General features: G+C 63.4%; 13 protein-coding genes and 1 tRNA gene. 9 read left to right on the top strand and 5 right to left on the bottom strand.

What is annotated here, in order from left to right; translation table 11 throughout:
- Positions 1 to 79 precede the first annotated feature (79 nt).
- Positions 80 to 153: transfer RNA gene (locus KBX07_RS07680), tRNA-Arg, on the bottom strand.
- A 59-nt stretch (positions 154 to 212) separates the two neighbouring features.
- Between KBX07_RS07680 and KBX07_RS07675 the strand changes: the two genes are divergently transcribed.
- The 5 genes from KBX07_RS07675 to KBX07_RS07655 all read left to right on the top strand — a co-directional run bounded on the left by KBX07_RS07675 (position 213) and on the right by KBX07_RS07655 (position 5,922).
- On the top strand, positions 213 to 2,252 hold the full coding sequence (locus KBX07_RS07675) for a cytochrome c oxidase assembly protein (RefSeq protein ID WP_256023641.1): 2,040 nt from the start codon (positions 213 to 215) through the stop codon (positions 2,250 to 2,252).
- Between the two features lie 151 nt (positions 2,253 to 2,403).
- Complete coding sequence (gene ssb / locus KBX07_RS07670; protein WP_256023639.1) at positions 2,404 to 3,012, top strand: single-stranded DNA-binding protein; 609 nt, start codon at positions 2,404 to 2,406, stop codon at positions 3,010 to 3,012.
- Between the two features lie 110 nt (positions 3,013 to 3,122).
- Positions 3,123 to 4,793, top strand: a complete 1,671-nt coding sequence (ettA, locus tag KBX07_RS07665) for an energy-dependent translational throttle protein EttA (RefSeq protein WP_256023638.1) — start codon at positions 3,123 to 3,125, stop codon at positions 4,791 to 4,793.
- A gap of 36 nt (positions 4,794 to 4,829) precedes the next feature.
- Positions 4,830 to 5,243: a thioesterase family protein gene (locus KBX07_RS07660; RefSeq protein ID WP_005289010.1), complete on the top strand. Its 414-nt coding sequence runs from the start codon at positions 4,830 to 4,832 to the stop codon at positions 5,241 to 5,243.
- Positions 5,244 to 5,397: 154 nt separating this feature from the next.
- Complete coding sequence (locus tag KBX07_RS07655) at positions 5,398 to 5,922, top strand: hypothetical protein (RefSeq protein WP_370687239.1); 525 nt, start codon at positions 5,398 to 5,400, stop codon at positions 5,920 to 5,922.
- Between the two features lie 179 nt (positions 5,923 to 6,101).
- Here KBX07_RS07655 and KBX07_RS07650 read toward each other — a convergent pair whose 3' ends face one another.
- Together KBX07_RS07650 and KBX07_RS07645 are read right to left on the bottom strand one after the other, a co-directional pair.
- Positions 6,102 to 7,007: a D-arabinono-1,4-lactone oxidase gene (locus tag KBX07_RS07650; RefSeq protein WP_256023636.1), complete on the bottom strand. Its 906-nt coding sequence runs from the start codon at positions 7,005 to 7,007 to the stop codon at positions 6,102 to 6,104.
- 49 nt (positions 7,008 to 7,056) lie between these two features.
- Positions 7,057 to 7,458 (bottom strand): globin, encoded by a 402-nt coding sequence (locus KBX07_RS07645; protein ID WP_255998541.1) that lies wholly within the window; start codon positions 7,456 to 7,458, stop codon positions 7,057 to 7,059.
- A gap of 108 nt (positions 7,459 to 7,566) precedes the next feature.
- Between KBX07_RS07645 and KBX07_RS07640 the strand changes: the two genes are divergently transcribed.
- Entirely contained in the window at positions 7,567 to 8,757 is a 1,191-nt protein-coding gene (locus tag KBX07_RS07640) for a cystathionine gamma-synthase (protein ID WP_005289022.1), read from the top strand.
- 147 nt (positions 8,758 to 8,904) lie between these two features.
- On the opposite strand, the gene pepN is transcribed toward KBX07_RS07640, so the two are convergent.
- Positions 8,905 to 11,328, bottom strand: coding sequence for an aminopeptidase N (pepN, locus tag KBX07_RS07635; protein ID WP_256023634.1), 2,424 nt, complete (start codon positions 11,326 to 11,328; stop codon positions 8,905 to 8,907).
- Positions 11,329 to 11,377: 49 nt separating this feature from the next.
- Here pepN and KBX07_RS07630 point away from each other — a divergent pair, with 49 nt between their 5' ends.
- From KBX07_RS07630 to KBX07_RS07620, 3 genes are all read left to right on the top strand, one after another.
- Complete coding sequence (locus KBX07_RS07630) at positions 11,378 to 11,992, top strand: DsbA family protein (protein ID WP_256023648.1); 615 nt, start codon at positions 11,378 to 11,380, stop codon at positions 11,990 to 11,992.
- 49 nt (positions 11,993 to 12,041) lie between these two features.
- Positions 12,042 to 12,530: a ribose-5-phosphate isomerase gene (locus tag KBX07_RS07625; RefSeq protein WP_256023633.1), complete on the top strand. Its 489-nt coding sequence runs from the start codon at positions 12,042 to 12,044 to the stop codon at positions 12,528 to 12,530.
- A gap of 282 nt (positions 12,531 to 12,812) precedes the next feature.
- A complete protein-coding gene (locus KBX07_RS07620) occupies positions 12,813 to 13,496 on the top strand; it encodes a hypothetical protein (RefSeq protein WP_256023631.1) in 684 nt (227 codons plus the stop codon).
- A 112-nt stretch (positions 13,497 to 13,608) separates the two neighbouring features.
- On the opposite strand, the gene KBX07_RS07615 is transcribed toward KBX07_RS07620, so the two are convergent.
- A complete protein-coding gene (locus KBX07_RS07615; RefSeq protein WP_256023629.1) occupies positions 13,609 to 13,968 on the bottom strand; it encodes a DUF4440 domain-containing protein in 360 nt (119 codons plus the stop codon).
- Between the last annotated feature and the right edge of the window lie 4 nt (positions 13,969 to 13,972).

Here is a 13,972-nt window from a genome sequence, read left to right as displayed (position 1 = left end):
AAAAAATAAACACCAAGACGCCGGTTTGTCCACCATGTCGCGACTCATCTGTCAACAATGTCGCGACTGATGACAAAAGCGCCCCCGGCAGGATTCGAACCCGCGACCAGCCGGGTAGAAACCGGATGCTCTAATCCACTGAGCTACGGAGGCAGTGCCCCACTGGGGCGGGAATTATCGTATCCCACTGCACCGAAAGTAGGGTAAAGGCCATGTCAGCAGACCAGGCGGTGGAGCAGGCGGAACGCAAGCAGGACTCGGTGGCCCGCGAGCGGTCGCGTGGGCATGTGCGTGCGGCCTGGCCGATCTATCTGGCTGCGTTCGCAGTCGCCGCGGTGGTCGCTGGGGCCCTTGCGCAGGCGTTCCTGGGCGGCTCGTTGGCGTCGTTGGGTATTCCGGACCCGGGGGTGGTGACCACGGTGGGGTTGCCGTCGATACGCGCAATTGCATGGCTCCTTGCTGCTTTGGCCACGGGCTCCTTCCTATTTTCCGCCTACCTGATCCCGCCGGACGGGCCCCTGAACACCGCGCGTCTCACCGTCGACGGGCACTTGGCCGCGCGCACGGGGGCATGGGCGAGCGCCGGGCTGGCCGTAATCGGTGTGCTCATGGTTCCGCTCGTGCTTTCCGACGTCTCCGGCACACCGTTATCCCAGATTCTCTTCTCCGCCGAGATGTGGGGCACCGCGCTCGACCGCGTGGCGGACGCGAAGATCTGGCTGCTCGTGGCAGCCATTGCAGCGATCGTCGCCGGTGTCGGTTTCGCAGCGGGGTCATGGATGGCGCAAACGCCGCTGTTTCTTGGCGCGATCGCCGCCGTAATGCCGCTGGGCATGTCCGGCCACTCCGCGACCGGAGGCAACCACGACTACGGCACCAACTCGTACCTGTGGCACCTGGTGTTCATGATGATCTGGGTTGGCGGGCTGCTCGCACTCATCGCGCACGGGCGCAGGCTCGGCCCGCACATGCAGCAGGCGGTGCACCGCTACTCGCTCATCGCCCTGTTCGCGTTCTTCGCCATGACCATCTCTGGCGTGATTAACGCGCTCATCCGCGTGCGTTTCGACGATCTTCTCTCCACCGCCTACGGCTGGACCGTTTTGTTCAAAACAATCGGTTTGGTCGTGCTGGGATTGCTCGGCTTCGCCCACCGGCAGATCACAATCCCGCAGCTGGACCGGAAACCGCCGCTGTTCACCCGCATTGCGGTCGTGGAGGCGCTCGTCATGGCTGCGGTGACGGGTGTGGCTGTGTCCATGGGGCGCACTCCGCCGCCTGCGCCGCTCGACCCGGCGATCACCAACATGCAGGTCCAGATGGGCTACAACCTTGAGGTCGAACCGACAGTGGCAAACATCTTCACCATGTGGCGCTTCGAGGTGCTCTTCAGCGTCATCGCCATCTTGCTGGCCATCTACTACCTGCATCTCACCCGTCGGGTTGAAGGCTGGGACCGCGGGCGCACCGCCTGGTGGATCGCCGGATGCGCGACCATTGTTGTGACCATGTCCTCTGGCCTGGGCATGTACATGCCGGCGAGCTTCTCCATCCACATGATCGTGCACATGATCCTGTCCATGGGTGCGCCCGTCCTACTGGTGATGGGTGCGCCGCTGACGCTGATCAAACAGGCCTACCCGGCAGGGGAGTTCAACATCCGCGCGTGGGTGGAGGCCTTCGAGGAGTCGACGTTCCTGCGCGTGATCACCTACCCGCCGGTGTCGACGATCCAGTTCCTGGTCGTGTTCTACATCCTCTATGTCTTCCCATCGCTCTACGAAGTCGCGGTGTCAGAGCACGCGGGGCACGTGATCATGAACGCGGTTTTCTTAGTCTCCGGGTACTTCTACTTCTGGGATCTCATTGGCCCCGACCACATCCCGGGACGACGCCCGACCGTGGCCCGCTTCGGTTGGTTTGTTGTCTCCATGCCGCTGCACCTTTTCATGGGCGTGTACCTGATGCAGCTCAATATTGTTCTGGCGGAAAGCTTCTACGAAAATCTTGGGCTCCCATGGAACCCGGATCTGCTCCGCGATCAGAAGGTCGGCGGGGGCATTGGTTGGGCGTCGGGAAGCTTCCCGATGGCCGTGGTCTTCATCATCCTTCTTCTGGGGTGGCTGCGGGAAGATCGTGCTGATGCGAGGGCTACAGACCGCAGCGAGGACGAGACGGACGATGCGGAGTGGCGCGCCTACAACGAAATGCTCGCGCAGTACTCGCAGACCGGCCGTCGCAGCGAGAAGTAGCACGCTTATCGACGCCTCCCGCCCCCACCCGCCTGTGGATAACTCACCGTTATCCACAGCCTTTTTTGGGCCTCTTTGCGCAGGTTGATTGCGTGGTCGACCCTGGAAGGGCACCCCACCCACCAGCAAACCGCGAAAGGAAACTCCGACCATGCAATCACCCATCACGCTTTCTGGAAACCTCACCGACGATCCCGTCTGCAAGATCTTCAAAACCGGCTCGACCCTGACCAAGTTCCGTCTCGCATCGAGTCGCCGCGTGCGCACAGACAGCACCACCGCTGACGGCCGGCCCGTGTGGGCGGACGCTGACAGCCTGTTCATCGACGTCGAATGCTGGGGCCAACTGGCCGTCAATGTCGAGGCATCGCTGCGGAAGGGCTTACCCGCCGTCGTAGTCGGCCGTCTCGTTACTGAGACTTGGGTGGATGAGGGCGGCACAAAGCGTTCCAAGCAGCTGATCAAGGCGGCTCAGGTGGCGCTGGAGCTCAACAGGTACCAGGCGTCGTCGAAATGCACGACCGCCAAGGAGCACACCGCGGGCGACATCCCGTCGGTCAATCTGCGCACGCGCGAGGACACTGCCGGGGAGATCGGCGAGACACCAACTAACCAGCCCACCAGCCAGCCCACCAACCAGCCGACGGCCCAGCCAGAGCCACCGAGCTATGACGACGAAGCACTCGAGTCCCTGATGAACCGCGGCCCGTCTGACATGGGGGAGCACGCCCCGGAAGAGGAAACGGTGGGGGCGGCGTAGAGCGCACAGGAACGGTTTCTCTGCTTGCGGATCAGGCGGTGAGTGCGTGATGTACCCTTTGTGGTGGTTTACGCAAATAGCCGCCAACACGCATGTAAAGGGGGCCCCTAGTGGCTGAGTTCATCTACACGATGAAGAACGTTCGCAGGGCCGTCGGTGACAAGGTCATCCTGGACAATGTCACCATGGCTTTCTACCCCGGCGCCAAGATCGGTGTCGTGGGCCCGAACGGAGCGGGTAAGTCCTCGCTGCTGAAGATCATGGCCGGCATCGACCAGCCGAACAACGGCGAGGCCTTCCTCGACCCGGGTGCCTCCGTGGGCATCCTGCTGCAGGAGCCGCCGCTGAACGAGGACAAGACGGTCCGCGAGAACGTCGAAGAGGGCCTGGGCGACATCTTTGAGAAGAAGCAGCGCTTCGAGGAGATCGCCACCGAGATGGCCACCAACTACTCCGACGAGCTCATGGAGGAAATGGGCAAGCTCCAGGAGGAGCTCGACGCCGCTGACGCGTGGGAGGTCGACTCCAAGATCGAGCAGGCCATGGAGGCGCTGCGCTGCCCGCCGTCAGATTCCCCGGTGACCAACCTCTCCGGTGGTGAGCGCCGTCGTGTCGCACTGGCCAAGCTGCTGCTCAGCCAGCCGGACCTGCTGCTTCTCGACGAGCCTACGAACCACCTCGATGCCGAGTCCGTCCTCTGGCTGGAGAAGCACCTGCAGGACTACCCGGGCGCTGTCCTGGCCGTCACCCACGACCGCTACTTCCTCGACCACGTCGCGGAGTGGATCTGTGAGGTCGACCGCGGCAAGCTCTACCCCTACGAGGGCAACTACTCCACCTACCTGGAGAAGAAGGCCGAGCGTCTGGAGATTGCCGGCAAGAAGGACCAGAAGCTGCAGAAGCGCCTCAAGGGCGAGCTGGAGTGGGTCCGTTCTTCCCCGAAGGCACGCCAGGCGAAGAACAAGGCTCGTCTGGAGCGTTACGAGGAGATGGCGGCCGAGGCGGAGCAGTACAAGAAGCTCGACTTTGAAGAGATCCAGATCCCTACGCCGCCGCGTCTGGGCAACAAGGTCGTCGAGGTCAAGAACCTGGACAAGGGTTTCGATGGCCGCACCCTGATCAAGGACCTGTCGTTCACCTTGCCGCGTAACGGCATCGTCGGTGTCATCGGCCCGAACGGTGTGGGTAAGACCACCTTGTTCAAGACGATCGTCGGCTTGGAGGACCCGGACGCCGGTTCTGTCGAGGTCGGCGATACCGTGCAGTTGTCCTACGTGGACCAGAACCGCGCCAATATTGACCCGGAGCAGACCGTGTGGGAGGTCGTCTCCGACGGCCTCGACTACATCCACGTCGGCCAGAACGAGATGCCGTCGCGCGCGTACTTGTCCGCGTTCGGTTTCAAGGGCCCGGACCAGCAGAAGCCGTCGAAGGTGCTCTCCGGTGGTGAGCGTAACCGTCTCAACCTGGCGTTGACGCTGAAGCAGGGCGGAAACCTGATCCTGCTCGATGAGCCGACAAACGACCTCGATGTGGAAACCCTCGGCTCCCTGGAAAACGCCCTGCAGAACTTCCCGGGTTGTGCTGTGGTGATCTCCCACGACCGCTGGTTCCTCGACCGCACCTGCACCCACATCCTCGCCTGGGAAGGTAACATCGAGGAGGGCAAGTGGTTCTGGTTCGAAGGAAACTTCGGCGACTACGAGGCCAACAAGGTAGACCGCCTCGGTGAGGAAGCGGCGAAACCGTCGCGTGTCACCCACCGCAAGCTCACCCGCTAACGCTGTTTTTTCGAGCTGCTCTTCGAAAGGAACCACATGGCAGACAACAACCCGGCGAACACGCACATCATCGCGCTGCGCTGGAACGACTTCGACCGCTACGGCCACCTGAACAACTGCGCTTACCTTGATATCGCTCAAGAGGCCCGCATCAGGTTCACCAAGGAGCAGTTCGAGAACAACGGCCAGGAGTTCGGTGTCTTCGTCCGCCGCGCTGAGGTCGACTTCCTGCGTCCCGTCATGCCGGACTCTCTCGAGGTGGAGGTGGTCTCTACTGTCGTCGAGATCGGCAACACATCCTTCAAGACGGTCCAGGAAATCAAGGACCGTCAGGGCCGGGTGTGCGGCATTGTGACCTGCGTGCTCGTCGCCGTTGACCTGTCTACAGCGTCTCCGCGCGAGATCACCCAGCAGGAGCGCGGCATCCTCACCGCCAAGGCTGGGGAGTAGCGCCCTGGAAGCACTACATGTCAGCGCGGGAGCGGCGGGGCTGAAAGCCCTGACCTCCCGCGCGCTTCATCTTGATGCGCAGGCGTCCGCGCGTTTCGCCGTGCTTAGCGACGCCCCATCCGCCCCCGGCAGCAGCACCCCGATCGATGTGTTCGTGACCACCCCGTTCGATTGCGTGGCTTCGCGCCGGGTGACCGGGTCGGTCTCGCGCGACGGAGCGGTCGTGTCGGCCCGCGACTTGGACGCAGCCCTTGCCGAGGGGCGATCCGAGCTCGGCCCCGCCCGCGACCACGACTGGATCGGCGCTCTGCCGCCGAAGACCGGTTTCGTCGAACGGGAGATCGTGCCCGTCGCCGTGGTCCGCGACCTCGCCGATCAGGGGCGCAGGCTAGCCCGCCAGTTCTCCGGTCCCCTGGGCCCGCCGCGGTCCTTGCTGGAGCAGATCGTTCTGACGGTGCAGTCCCCCACCACACCGGCCGAGAGTTCGACGCCGACGGACGCAGTAGAGATCCCGATGCGCATGATCTTCACCTGCACATCCCTCGGCCTGATACCTGGTCCCTCGGCGCCGCCGGAGATTCCCCGGCACTTGCGCATCTCTACGGCTGGCCGCTGGATCCGAATGGATGCGCCCTTCGGTAGCGTGTACCACTCGGCTGGGCTCAACTTGCTGTTCTAGCTCCGTTCGCCTTTCGTCGTTCGACTTTCATGCTGCGGTTCTAGACGCGACCTGCAGTTTTCCCCGTCGTCGAACCGTCAAAGGCGAACCGTCAAAGGCGAACTGCGATGGGTGTACCTATGGCATGCGAACCAGTCCTCCGTCCGATATGAACCCAGCTCGAGACTGGCTGGGGCCGACTACCCGAACAAGCGGGTGAGGTGCTCCGAGCCGAAGGTGCGGTCCGGATCCATCTGCTCGCGGAGGGAGCAAAACTCGTCGAAACGCGGGTAGGTTTCGGCGAAGTCTTCCCGTCCCATGGTGTGCATCTTGCCCCAGTGGGGGCGGCCGTCGGCGGCTTTGAGGATCGGCTCGAGGTGGGGGAAGTAGTCGTGCGGGTTCATCGCCTTGGGCATGTGGAAAGCGATGTACATCGATTCGCGGCCGGTGGAGGTGGACAGGGCCACGTCGTCGGCGGCGGTGGAGCGCAGTTCGAGCGGGAAGGGAATAAGCCAGCCGCGCCTGTCCAGTTCGCGGCGGATCTCGCGTACTGTCTCCGGGCCGGCTTCGAGCGGCACGGCGAACTCCATCTCGTGGAACTTCACCCGGCGCGGGGTGGCGAAGACCTCGTGGGCGCGGGAACGGTAGCGGTTGGCGGCCATGGCGTCGGCGGCGACACCGTTGAGGAACGGGGCAGCACGGATGAGGTCGAGGTGCGCTACGCAATCGACCATGACGGTGATCTTCTCGCGCAGCGACGCATCTGCAGCTAGCTCAGCCAGCGCGACTTTGTCCACCGACGGGTAGGCCACCACGATGTCGTCGAAACCCTCGCGTGCCAGGTTGATCGCCTCCGGCACACTGTAGGCGAGGATGCCGCGGTACCCGTCGTGGGAGAGTGCGCGTCGTAAAGCAGCGACACTGCGCAAGCTTTTCGACGCCACACGAATCGGCAACCCCCGCGCCCGCGACGTCATTTGGGACGCGTTGTAGTCGAACGCCGCGATGTCGACGGCGGCGCAAAGGGCGACGGCGCGGCCAGCGCTGATCAGCGACGGCACGATGCTCAACAGCGTCTGGGACGGGCGAGTCACAGTAGACGGCATACGGGTAATCGTAGCTGGGCAAAACTAACCCGTTGGCCGTTTTGAATATTTATCGCATGCCGGGATGTTCACCAGGCTGATTGATCATCATGTACGCCACACGCTGCATGTGGTTCCACAACGCCTCGCGCTGGGCAGGGTTGAGTTCATCCTCGCTGAATTGGTCGAGGGAGTTGCTCATCAGCTCGAGCCAGCGCTCAGCCTCCGCCATGCCGATGCGGAAGGGGAAGTGGCGCCGCCGCAGCATCGGAGCACCGCGCTGCTCGTTGAACGTCGGCGGTCCACCCCAATACTGTGCGAGGAACCAGCGAAGGCGGTCCTCAGCACCGTCCCAGTCGTCGTCCGGGTACATCGGGCCGATGAGGTCATCGGTCTTGACCTGCGTATAAAAGCCGCTGACGAGGCGGCGGAAAAAGTCCTCGCCGCCAAGTGCGCTATAAAGCGAATCCATGCATTGAATGTTAACCAGGGGGCGAATCAGAGCAAATGAACCGCTTGGTCTACTCTGGGGCAGAGCACGCTTATCGACGCCCCGCTTATCGACGAAAGGACCCCGCCGATGCCCGGCTTCTCCACCGACTCCATCCACGCCGGTTACGAGCCCGACTCCCTGTACGGGTCGATCAACACGCCGATCTACGCGTCCACGACCTTCGCGCAGGACGATCTGGCAGTGACCCGCAACGGTTTCGAGTACACCCGCGTGGGCAACCCGACCATCGACGCGCTGGAGAAGACCGTCGCGGCGCTGGAGAAAGCTGACTACGGCGTGGCTTTCGGTTCCGGTATGGCCGCTGTCGATGCGCTGCTGCGCATCCTGCTCAAGCCTGGCGACCACATCGTCATCGGTAACGATGCCTACGGCGGCACCTACCGCTTGATCCAGCAGATCTTCACCCAGTGGGGCGTGGAGAACACCCCGGTGGACATCACCAACGTCGACGAGGTCGCCGCTGCGATCCAGCCGAACACCAAGGTGGTGTGGGTTGAGTCGCCGACGAACCCGCTGCTGTCTATTGCTGATATCGAGGGGCTTTCGGCAGTCAAGGGTGACGCCACGCTCGTCGTCGACAACACCTTTGCATCCCCGTACCTGCAACAGCCGCTGGATCTCGGCGCGGACGTGGTGCTGCACTCGACCACGAAGTACATCGGCGGCCACTCTGACGTGGTCGGCGGTGTCGTTGTCGGCCGCAACGCCGTGGAAGGGCACGAGGGCGTTTCCGCGATCACCGCAGGTAGCTTCGACGCGCTGAACAACCTGGAGGAGCAGTTGCGCTTCTTCTTCGGCTGGATCGGTGCGATCCCCTCGCCGTTTGACACCTACCTCACCGCCCGCGGCGCGAAGACCCTGGCAGTACGGATGGACAAGCACTGCGACAACGCAGAGGCTGTCGCTGACTACTTGTCCAAGCAGGACAAGGTCGCCCGCGTCTACTACCCGGGCCTGGAAGACCACCCGGGGCACGACATCGCCGTCAAGCAAATGCGCCGCTTCGGCGGCATGGTCTCAGTGGCGTTCCAGACCGCTGAGCAGGCCATGACGTTCTGCCGCTCGACGAAGCTGTTCTGCCTGGCCGAATCCCTCGGCGGCGTCGAGTCCCTCGTCGAACACCCCGCCACCATGACCCACGTCTCCGTCGCGGGCTCAGCGCTTGAGGTCCCGCCGGAGCTGGTGCGCATCTCCGTCGGCATTGAGGACACCGAGGACCTCATCGCCGACCTCGAGCAGGCCATCGCGCAGATCTAGCGCAGATCCGACCCTCCGCGGGTGGCCCCCAAGATATAGTTGACACCCGCGACCGCCAGGGGCATCAAAACCCCAGGTCAGATTTCGTTGCAGCGGGAACGGTGCGAACTATATCTGGACGGGGCCCGAGGGGTAGGGGGAGAGCCCCTACGCGCCGTCACCCGTTGCACTCTCCGCTGCCGCAGCGTCCACGATCCGGTTCCGCAGCGAGCGCGCTACCCGGTCCTGCCCCTCAGAGATGATGCGGCGCAGACCTGCCGGGATGTCGCCGGCGAGGAACTCGTCGGCCTTCGTGACAGCTTCCTCCGACACATCCCACAACGGGTAGATGCCCTCGAGCGTGCGCTGCGCCATCTCGTTCGACAGCCGCTCCCACAGCTCAGGCGCGACACGGAAGTACTCATCGGTCAAACCCTCAAGCCCACGGTCGTTGAACGTCAGGCCATCCATGAGGAAGCGCAGCGCCAGGTTCGAGCGTTCGCCAGCGATGATTTCATCCCACGCCCATCGCTTATCGACGACCGCCCGCGCCCGCAACCTCGACACCTTACCCTCCGAGGACGGATCCTTCTCCTGCTCGGCAGCGTCGAGGTCGAGCTCGCCTGCGGCAATGAGAGCCGTGAGAACCAGCCAGCGCACTTCCTGGTTGGTCTCGTTCTCGAGGAGCTCGCGGAAGTATCGAATCGAATCGTTGTCGAGGCGCAGCCGAGACAACGCGCGGTCGTAAATCGCCGCTGGCTGGGCACCGCGGAAGGCATGGTTGAGCAGGTCGAACCCCTGCGCCTGCCAGTCCGGATCGACGTAGTTCTTCACGGCCGTGGTGGCCTGCGCGACGATGCGCTCCTGCACCGCCGGCTGGTCCTCGTTCGCGCCGAAGCGGGCGACGAGCTTCACGAACTCGCGTGCCGGCAACCGCCCGTCGCGGGCCGCCTCCCACACGGCAGACCAGCACAGCGTGCGGGCCATCGGGTCCTCAATCCGGCCGAGGTGCTCCAGAACGAAGTCCATGTGCTCCTCGGTCAGGCCCATTAGGCAGTAGGTGAGGTCCTCGTCGTTGACCAGCGCGAGGTCGTGGGCCACGCCGGCGAACTCGGGGACCTCGGTGCGCTCACCGGTGATGTCGATCTCGGTGTGGTGGGTCCTGCGGACCGCACCGTCGATAAGCGAATAAAGGCCGACGCCCACGCGGTGCGTGCGCTGCACCTCGGACTCCTGAACCACCGTGAAGCTGTCCGCGGTGATCTCGGGGTAGAGGCGCGAGACGCCGGTGGTGCGCAGCCACTGCTGGGACCAGTCGGACAGGTCGCGGCCGGAGGTCTCCTCAAGCGCGCCGAGCAAATCGGCGAACTCGGCGTTGCCGAACGCGTGATTGTCGAAGTGCTTGCGCACCCCGGCGAAGAACTCGTCCCGGCCGACGTAGGCCTGCAGCTGCTTGAGTACGGACGCGCCCTTGGCGTAGGTGATGCCGTCGAAGTTCTGCTCGGCGGTCTCGATGTCGGGGGCGTCGGCACCAACGGGGTGCGTCGACGGGAGCTGGTCGGCCGCGTAGGCCCACGCCTTTTCGACGCTGGCGAACGTCACCCACGCATTCGTGAACTCCGTCGCCTCAGCCTGAGCGATAGCGGCGGACCAGGTGGCAAACGACTCGTTGAGCCACAGGTCGTCCCACCACTTCATGGTCACCAAATCACCGAACCACATGTGCGCCATCTCGTGGAGGATGGTGTCGTTGCGGCGCTCAATGCGGTAAGGGGTGGGTTCGGAGGTGAACACGTACTCGTCGCGCAGCGTCACGGCACCGACGTTCTCCATCGCGCCCATGTTGTATTCGGGGCAGAAGATCTGGTCGTACTTGCCAAAGGGGTAGGGCCGGCCGAAGTTCTCGTGGAAGTACGCAAAGCCTTCCTTGGTTTCGCGGAACAGGCGGTCGGCGTCGAGGTGCTCCATCAGCGACGCGCGGGCGTACAGGCCCAGCGGGATCGTCTTCTGCTCGTCGGAGTAGGTGTCGTTGACAGACTCGTACTCGCCAGCACACACCGCGATGAGGTAGGTCGACAGCGGGTAGGAGATGTTCGTCGACGTCGTAGCGGTGCCGCTGTTGTTCTCGGCGCGGGTGGTCTCCTCGTTGAGCACCACCACGTACTTCGACGGCGCAGTGACCGAAATATCGTAGGTGGCCTTCAGGTCCGGCTGGTCGAAGCAGGCAAAAACCAGCTGCGCGTACGCCGGCTCGAACTGGGTGTAGAGGTACTCCCTGCCGTCAGCCGGATCGGTGAACTTGTGCAGGCCTTCGCCGGTGTGGGAGTAGGAGTGCGTGGAGGTCACGGTCAGTTCGTGCTGTCCGGTAGAAAGCTGCAGCGTGCGATCGTCGATAAGCGTGCCGTCGAGCGTCGCCTCAAAGCTGTCCGCAAGAAGGTCGAAGAATGTCTCGCCCTCGCCGGAGTTGAATGTGATCGTGGTGCGGGTGGTGAATGTGTCCGCGCCGGTAATGTCGAGAGCCACGTCGTAGTGAATGTCGCTGATCAGAGCAGCGCGGGCGTGAGCATCGGTCCTGAGCAAATTCGTCTTCATGCAAACCAACGTACCGTTGAGGGGGCAAGCCCCCATCAACGAAAGGGTCATAATGGAAAACGTGACGTTCTGGTTCGACGCATCTTGCCCGTTCTGCTGGCAGACTTCCCGCTGGATCAAGGAAGTTGAAAAAGTCCGCGACATCGAGATCGACTGGATCCCCATGTCGCTGTCCGTGCTGAACGACGGCCGCGACCTCCCCGAGGACTACATGGCCATGATGGAAGCTAACTGGGGCCCGGCGCGCGTGTTCGCCAAGGTCAAGCAGGAGCGCCCCGAGCTTATCGACGACCTGTACACCGCCATGGGCACCCTCATCCACCCCGGCGGCCAGGGAGGCCAGAAGGGTTACGGCGCCTACGACGACGTGATCAAGAAGGCGCTGGAGGAAGTCGGTCTAGACGAGTCCTTCGCATCGGTGGCGAACGAAGCGTCCTACGACGACGTGCTCCGCAGCTACCACCAGGGCGCAATGGACGCCGTCGGCGATGAGGTGGGCACCCCGGTCATCCAGCTCGGTGAGACTGCCTTCTTCGGCCCGGTGATCACCCGCGTTCCTACCGGCGAGGAAGCAGGTGCGCTCTTCGACCACGCACTGGGCCTGGCCCAGTACCCCTACTTCTTCGAGCTCAAGCGCTCCCGTACCGAGGCGCCGCAGGTCTAAGGCGTGCGGGGTGCGCCGGGCGCGGTCGCTTTTGGTTACGCTGGGAACCATGCGTATTTACCTTGGAGCAGACCACGCCGGATTCGAGCGCAAGAACGAGATCGCCGAGCACCTCAAGGCTGCCGGCCATGAGGTCGTCGACTGCGGTGCACACGAGTACGACGCTGCAGACGACTACCCAGCGTTCTGCATCGCCGCAGCGGAGAAGACTGTCGCCGACCCGTCTTCGCTGGGCATCGTGCTTGGCGGTTCCGGCAACGGCGAGCAGATCGCCGCGAACAAGGTCAAGGGTGCCCGTTGCGCTCTGGCTTGGTCCGTTGAGACCGCTCAGCTCGCACGGGAGCACAACAACGCCCAGCTGATCAGCATCGGTGGCCGCATGCACTCCCTGGAGGAGACCCTCGAGATTGTCGACGCTTTCGTCGGCATCACCCCGGACCACCAGGTCGAGGAGCGTCACCAGCGTCGCATCGATATTCTCGCCCGCTACGAGGAGACCGGGGAGGCCGAAGAGATCCCGGCTCCGAAGACGCTCTAGAAAAGGCGCGGGCTCGTCGCCGCCTGCTGAGCCTGAAATCGCCCCACGTCGACTGTGAGCCGCGTGGGGCTGGTGCGTTTTCGGGGCGTTGGCGACGTCGATAAGCAAAATTGAAGCATAAGGAAAAGCGCATTTTCGTGCCGTCGAAAATGCCCTCGTAAATCCCCAGGTCACGTGTTACAGGAGTGAACCCAGTTACTTGACGTGTGGACAGCGCGAAAATGTCCCCGAAGGCCTTGGGTTGGCTAGCGCAAAACCGCCGCGCACGACACAATTGAGCGCATGGGGGACGATGCCGAACTTCGGCTGATTCGGGAGGTCGCACTGGCGCGCCCGCACGCGGTGGTGACGGGGCCAGCGGCGGCGAAGCGCTTGGGGCTGCCAACGCTCGATCGGGTGACAGTCGTGGATTTGCGCTACCGGACATCCGCGAATGCGTTGGGGCGGGGGAAAGACCCTTCAGTGCGCTACCGGGGCGGCAAACTCAGGGCGGACCAGATTTTCATGCGCGATGGGGTCGCGCACGTCGACATGATGCAAGTGCTGTTTGATATTTACCGGTCCCACGGTCGTCTGGCAGCTCTTGTGCCGCTGGAGCATCTCCGATTCAAGCACCAGGTCACAATCGAGCGGTTGCTCGATGCTGCGAGGTGGCTGCCCAGGGCGAACGGTATACGCGGGTTTGAGGAGCTGATCCGGTACAGCTCGAATACGTCGCAAAGCCCGCTGGAAACCATCGGCCGTGACGCGATCTTGCAGGCACATATCCCGGAGATCCGCGCGATCGAATACCAGGCGGAAATCCGGTATGTCGGTTTCTACGGGGAACCGCGGACAGCGCTTGTCGACGTCCTCATCAACGGGTGGCTCGTCGTCGAGTTCGACGGGCGCGTGAAGTTCAGTGGCGACTACGGCGAGGTGCGTGATGTCACCGTGGCCCAGCTCGACCGGCAGAACGCCGTGTAAGCGAAGGGTTATTTCTTCCTGCGTGCGGGCTGGGGCGATGTCGTCTCGGGGCAAATCGTCAGAGACATTGAGCGGACGTTGCGCACCCTGCCCGGCAAGGTCAGCGCTTGATCTAGTGGGTGACGGTGGTCTGCTGGTACAGCTTCATCCGGATCTGCCCGTCTACCAGCACGTAGGTGCTGGTCATGAGGGCTTCGAAGTTGTCAGAGCCGCGGCGGGCGGAGGCGTTGTAGAGGAGGGTGGCGGCGCCGTCGTTTAGCGGGATGAGCTGCGGGTCTGTGATCTCGTAGCTGTCCCACGGCGGCGCGTCGTTCATGCTCGCGGCGATGGTGGGCTGGTCCATGATCATGCCGTTGACCAGCACCATGACGGCGTCATCGGTCATGAGTTCGCCGTAGAACGTGCCGCCGCGCTGCTCGCATAGCGAGTCCCAGCCTTGGCGCTCGAGGCCCAGAAGCGTGTTGAGGTCCATAACC

Source organism: Corynebacterium sp. CCUG 70398 (assembly GCF_024454055.1).
Classification (GTDB): domain Bacteria; phylum Actinomycetota; class Actinomycetes; order Mycobacteriales; family Mycobacteriaceae; genus Corynebacterium; species Corynebacterium genitalium.
Note: the sequence above shows the minus strand (reverse complement) of the source record. Positions and strands in the feature narration are given on the sequence as shown.

Coding starts and splice junctions, on each gene's coding strand:
- KBX07_RS07675 (WP_256023641.1), top strand. CDS start 213: ATGTCAGCAGACCAGGCGGTGGAGCAGGCGGAACGCAAGCAGGACTCG.
- ssb (WP_256023639.1), top strand. CDS start 2,404: ATGCAATCACCCATCACGCTTTCTGGAAACCTCACCGACGATCCCGTC.
- KBX07_RS07660 (WP_005289010.1), top strand. CDS start 4,830: ATGGCAGACAACAACCCGGCGAACACGCACATCATCGCGCTGCGCTGG.
- KBX07_RS07650 (WP_256023636.1), bottom strand. CDS start 7,007: ATGCCGTCTACTGTGACTCGCCCGTCCCAGACGCTGTTGAGCATCGTG.
- KBX07_RS07645 (WP_255998541.1), bottom strand. CDS start 7,458: ATGGATTCGCTTTATAGCGCACTTGGCGGCGAGGACTTTTTCCGCCGC.
- KBX07_RS07640 (WP_005289022.1), top strand. CDS start 7,567: ATGCCCGGCTTCTCCACCGACTCCATCCACGCCGGTTACGAGCCCGAC.
- pepN (WP_256023634.1), bottom strand. CDS start 11,328: ATGAAGACGAATTTGCTCAGGACCGATGCTCACGCCCGCGCTGCTCTG.
- KBX07_RS07625 (WP_256023633.1), top strand. CDS start 12,042: ATGCGTATTTACCTTGGAGCAGACCACGCCGGATTCGAGCGCAAGAAC.
- KBX07_RS07620 (WP_256023631.1), top strand. CDS start 12,813: ATGGGGGACGATGCCGAACTTCGGCTGATTCGGGAGGTCGCACTGGCG.
- KBX07_RS07615 (WP_256023629.1), bottom strand. CDS start 13,968: ATGGACCTCAACACGCTTCTGGGCCTCGAGCGCCAAGGCTGGGACTCG.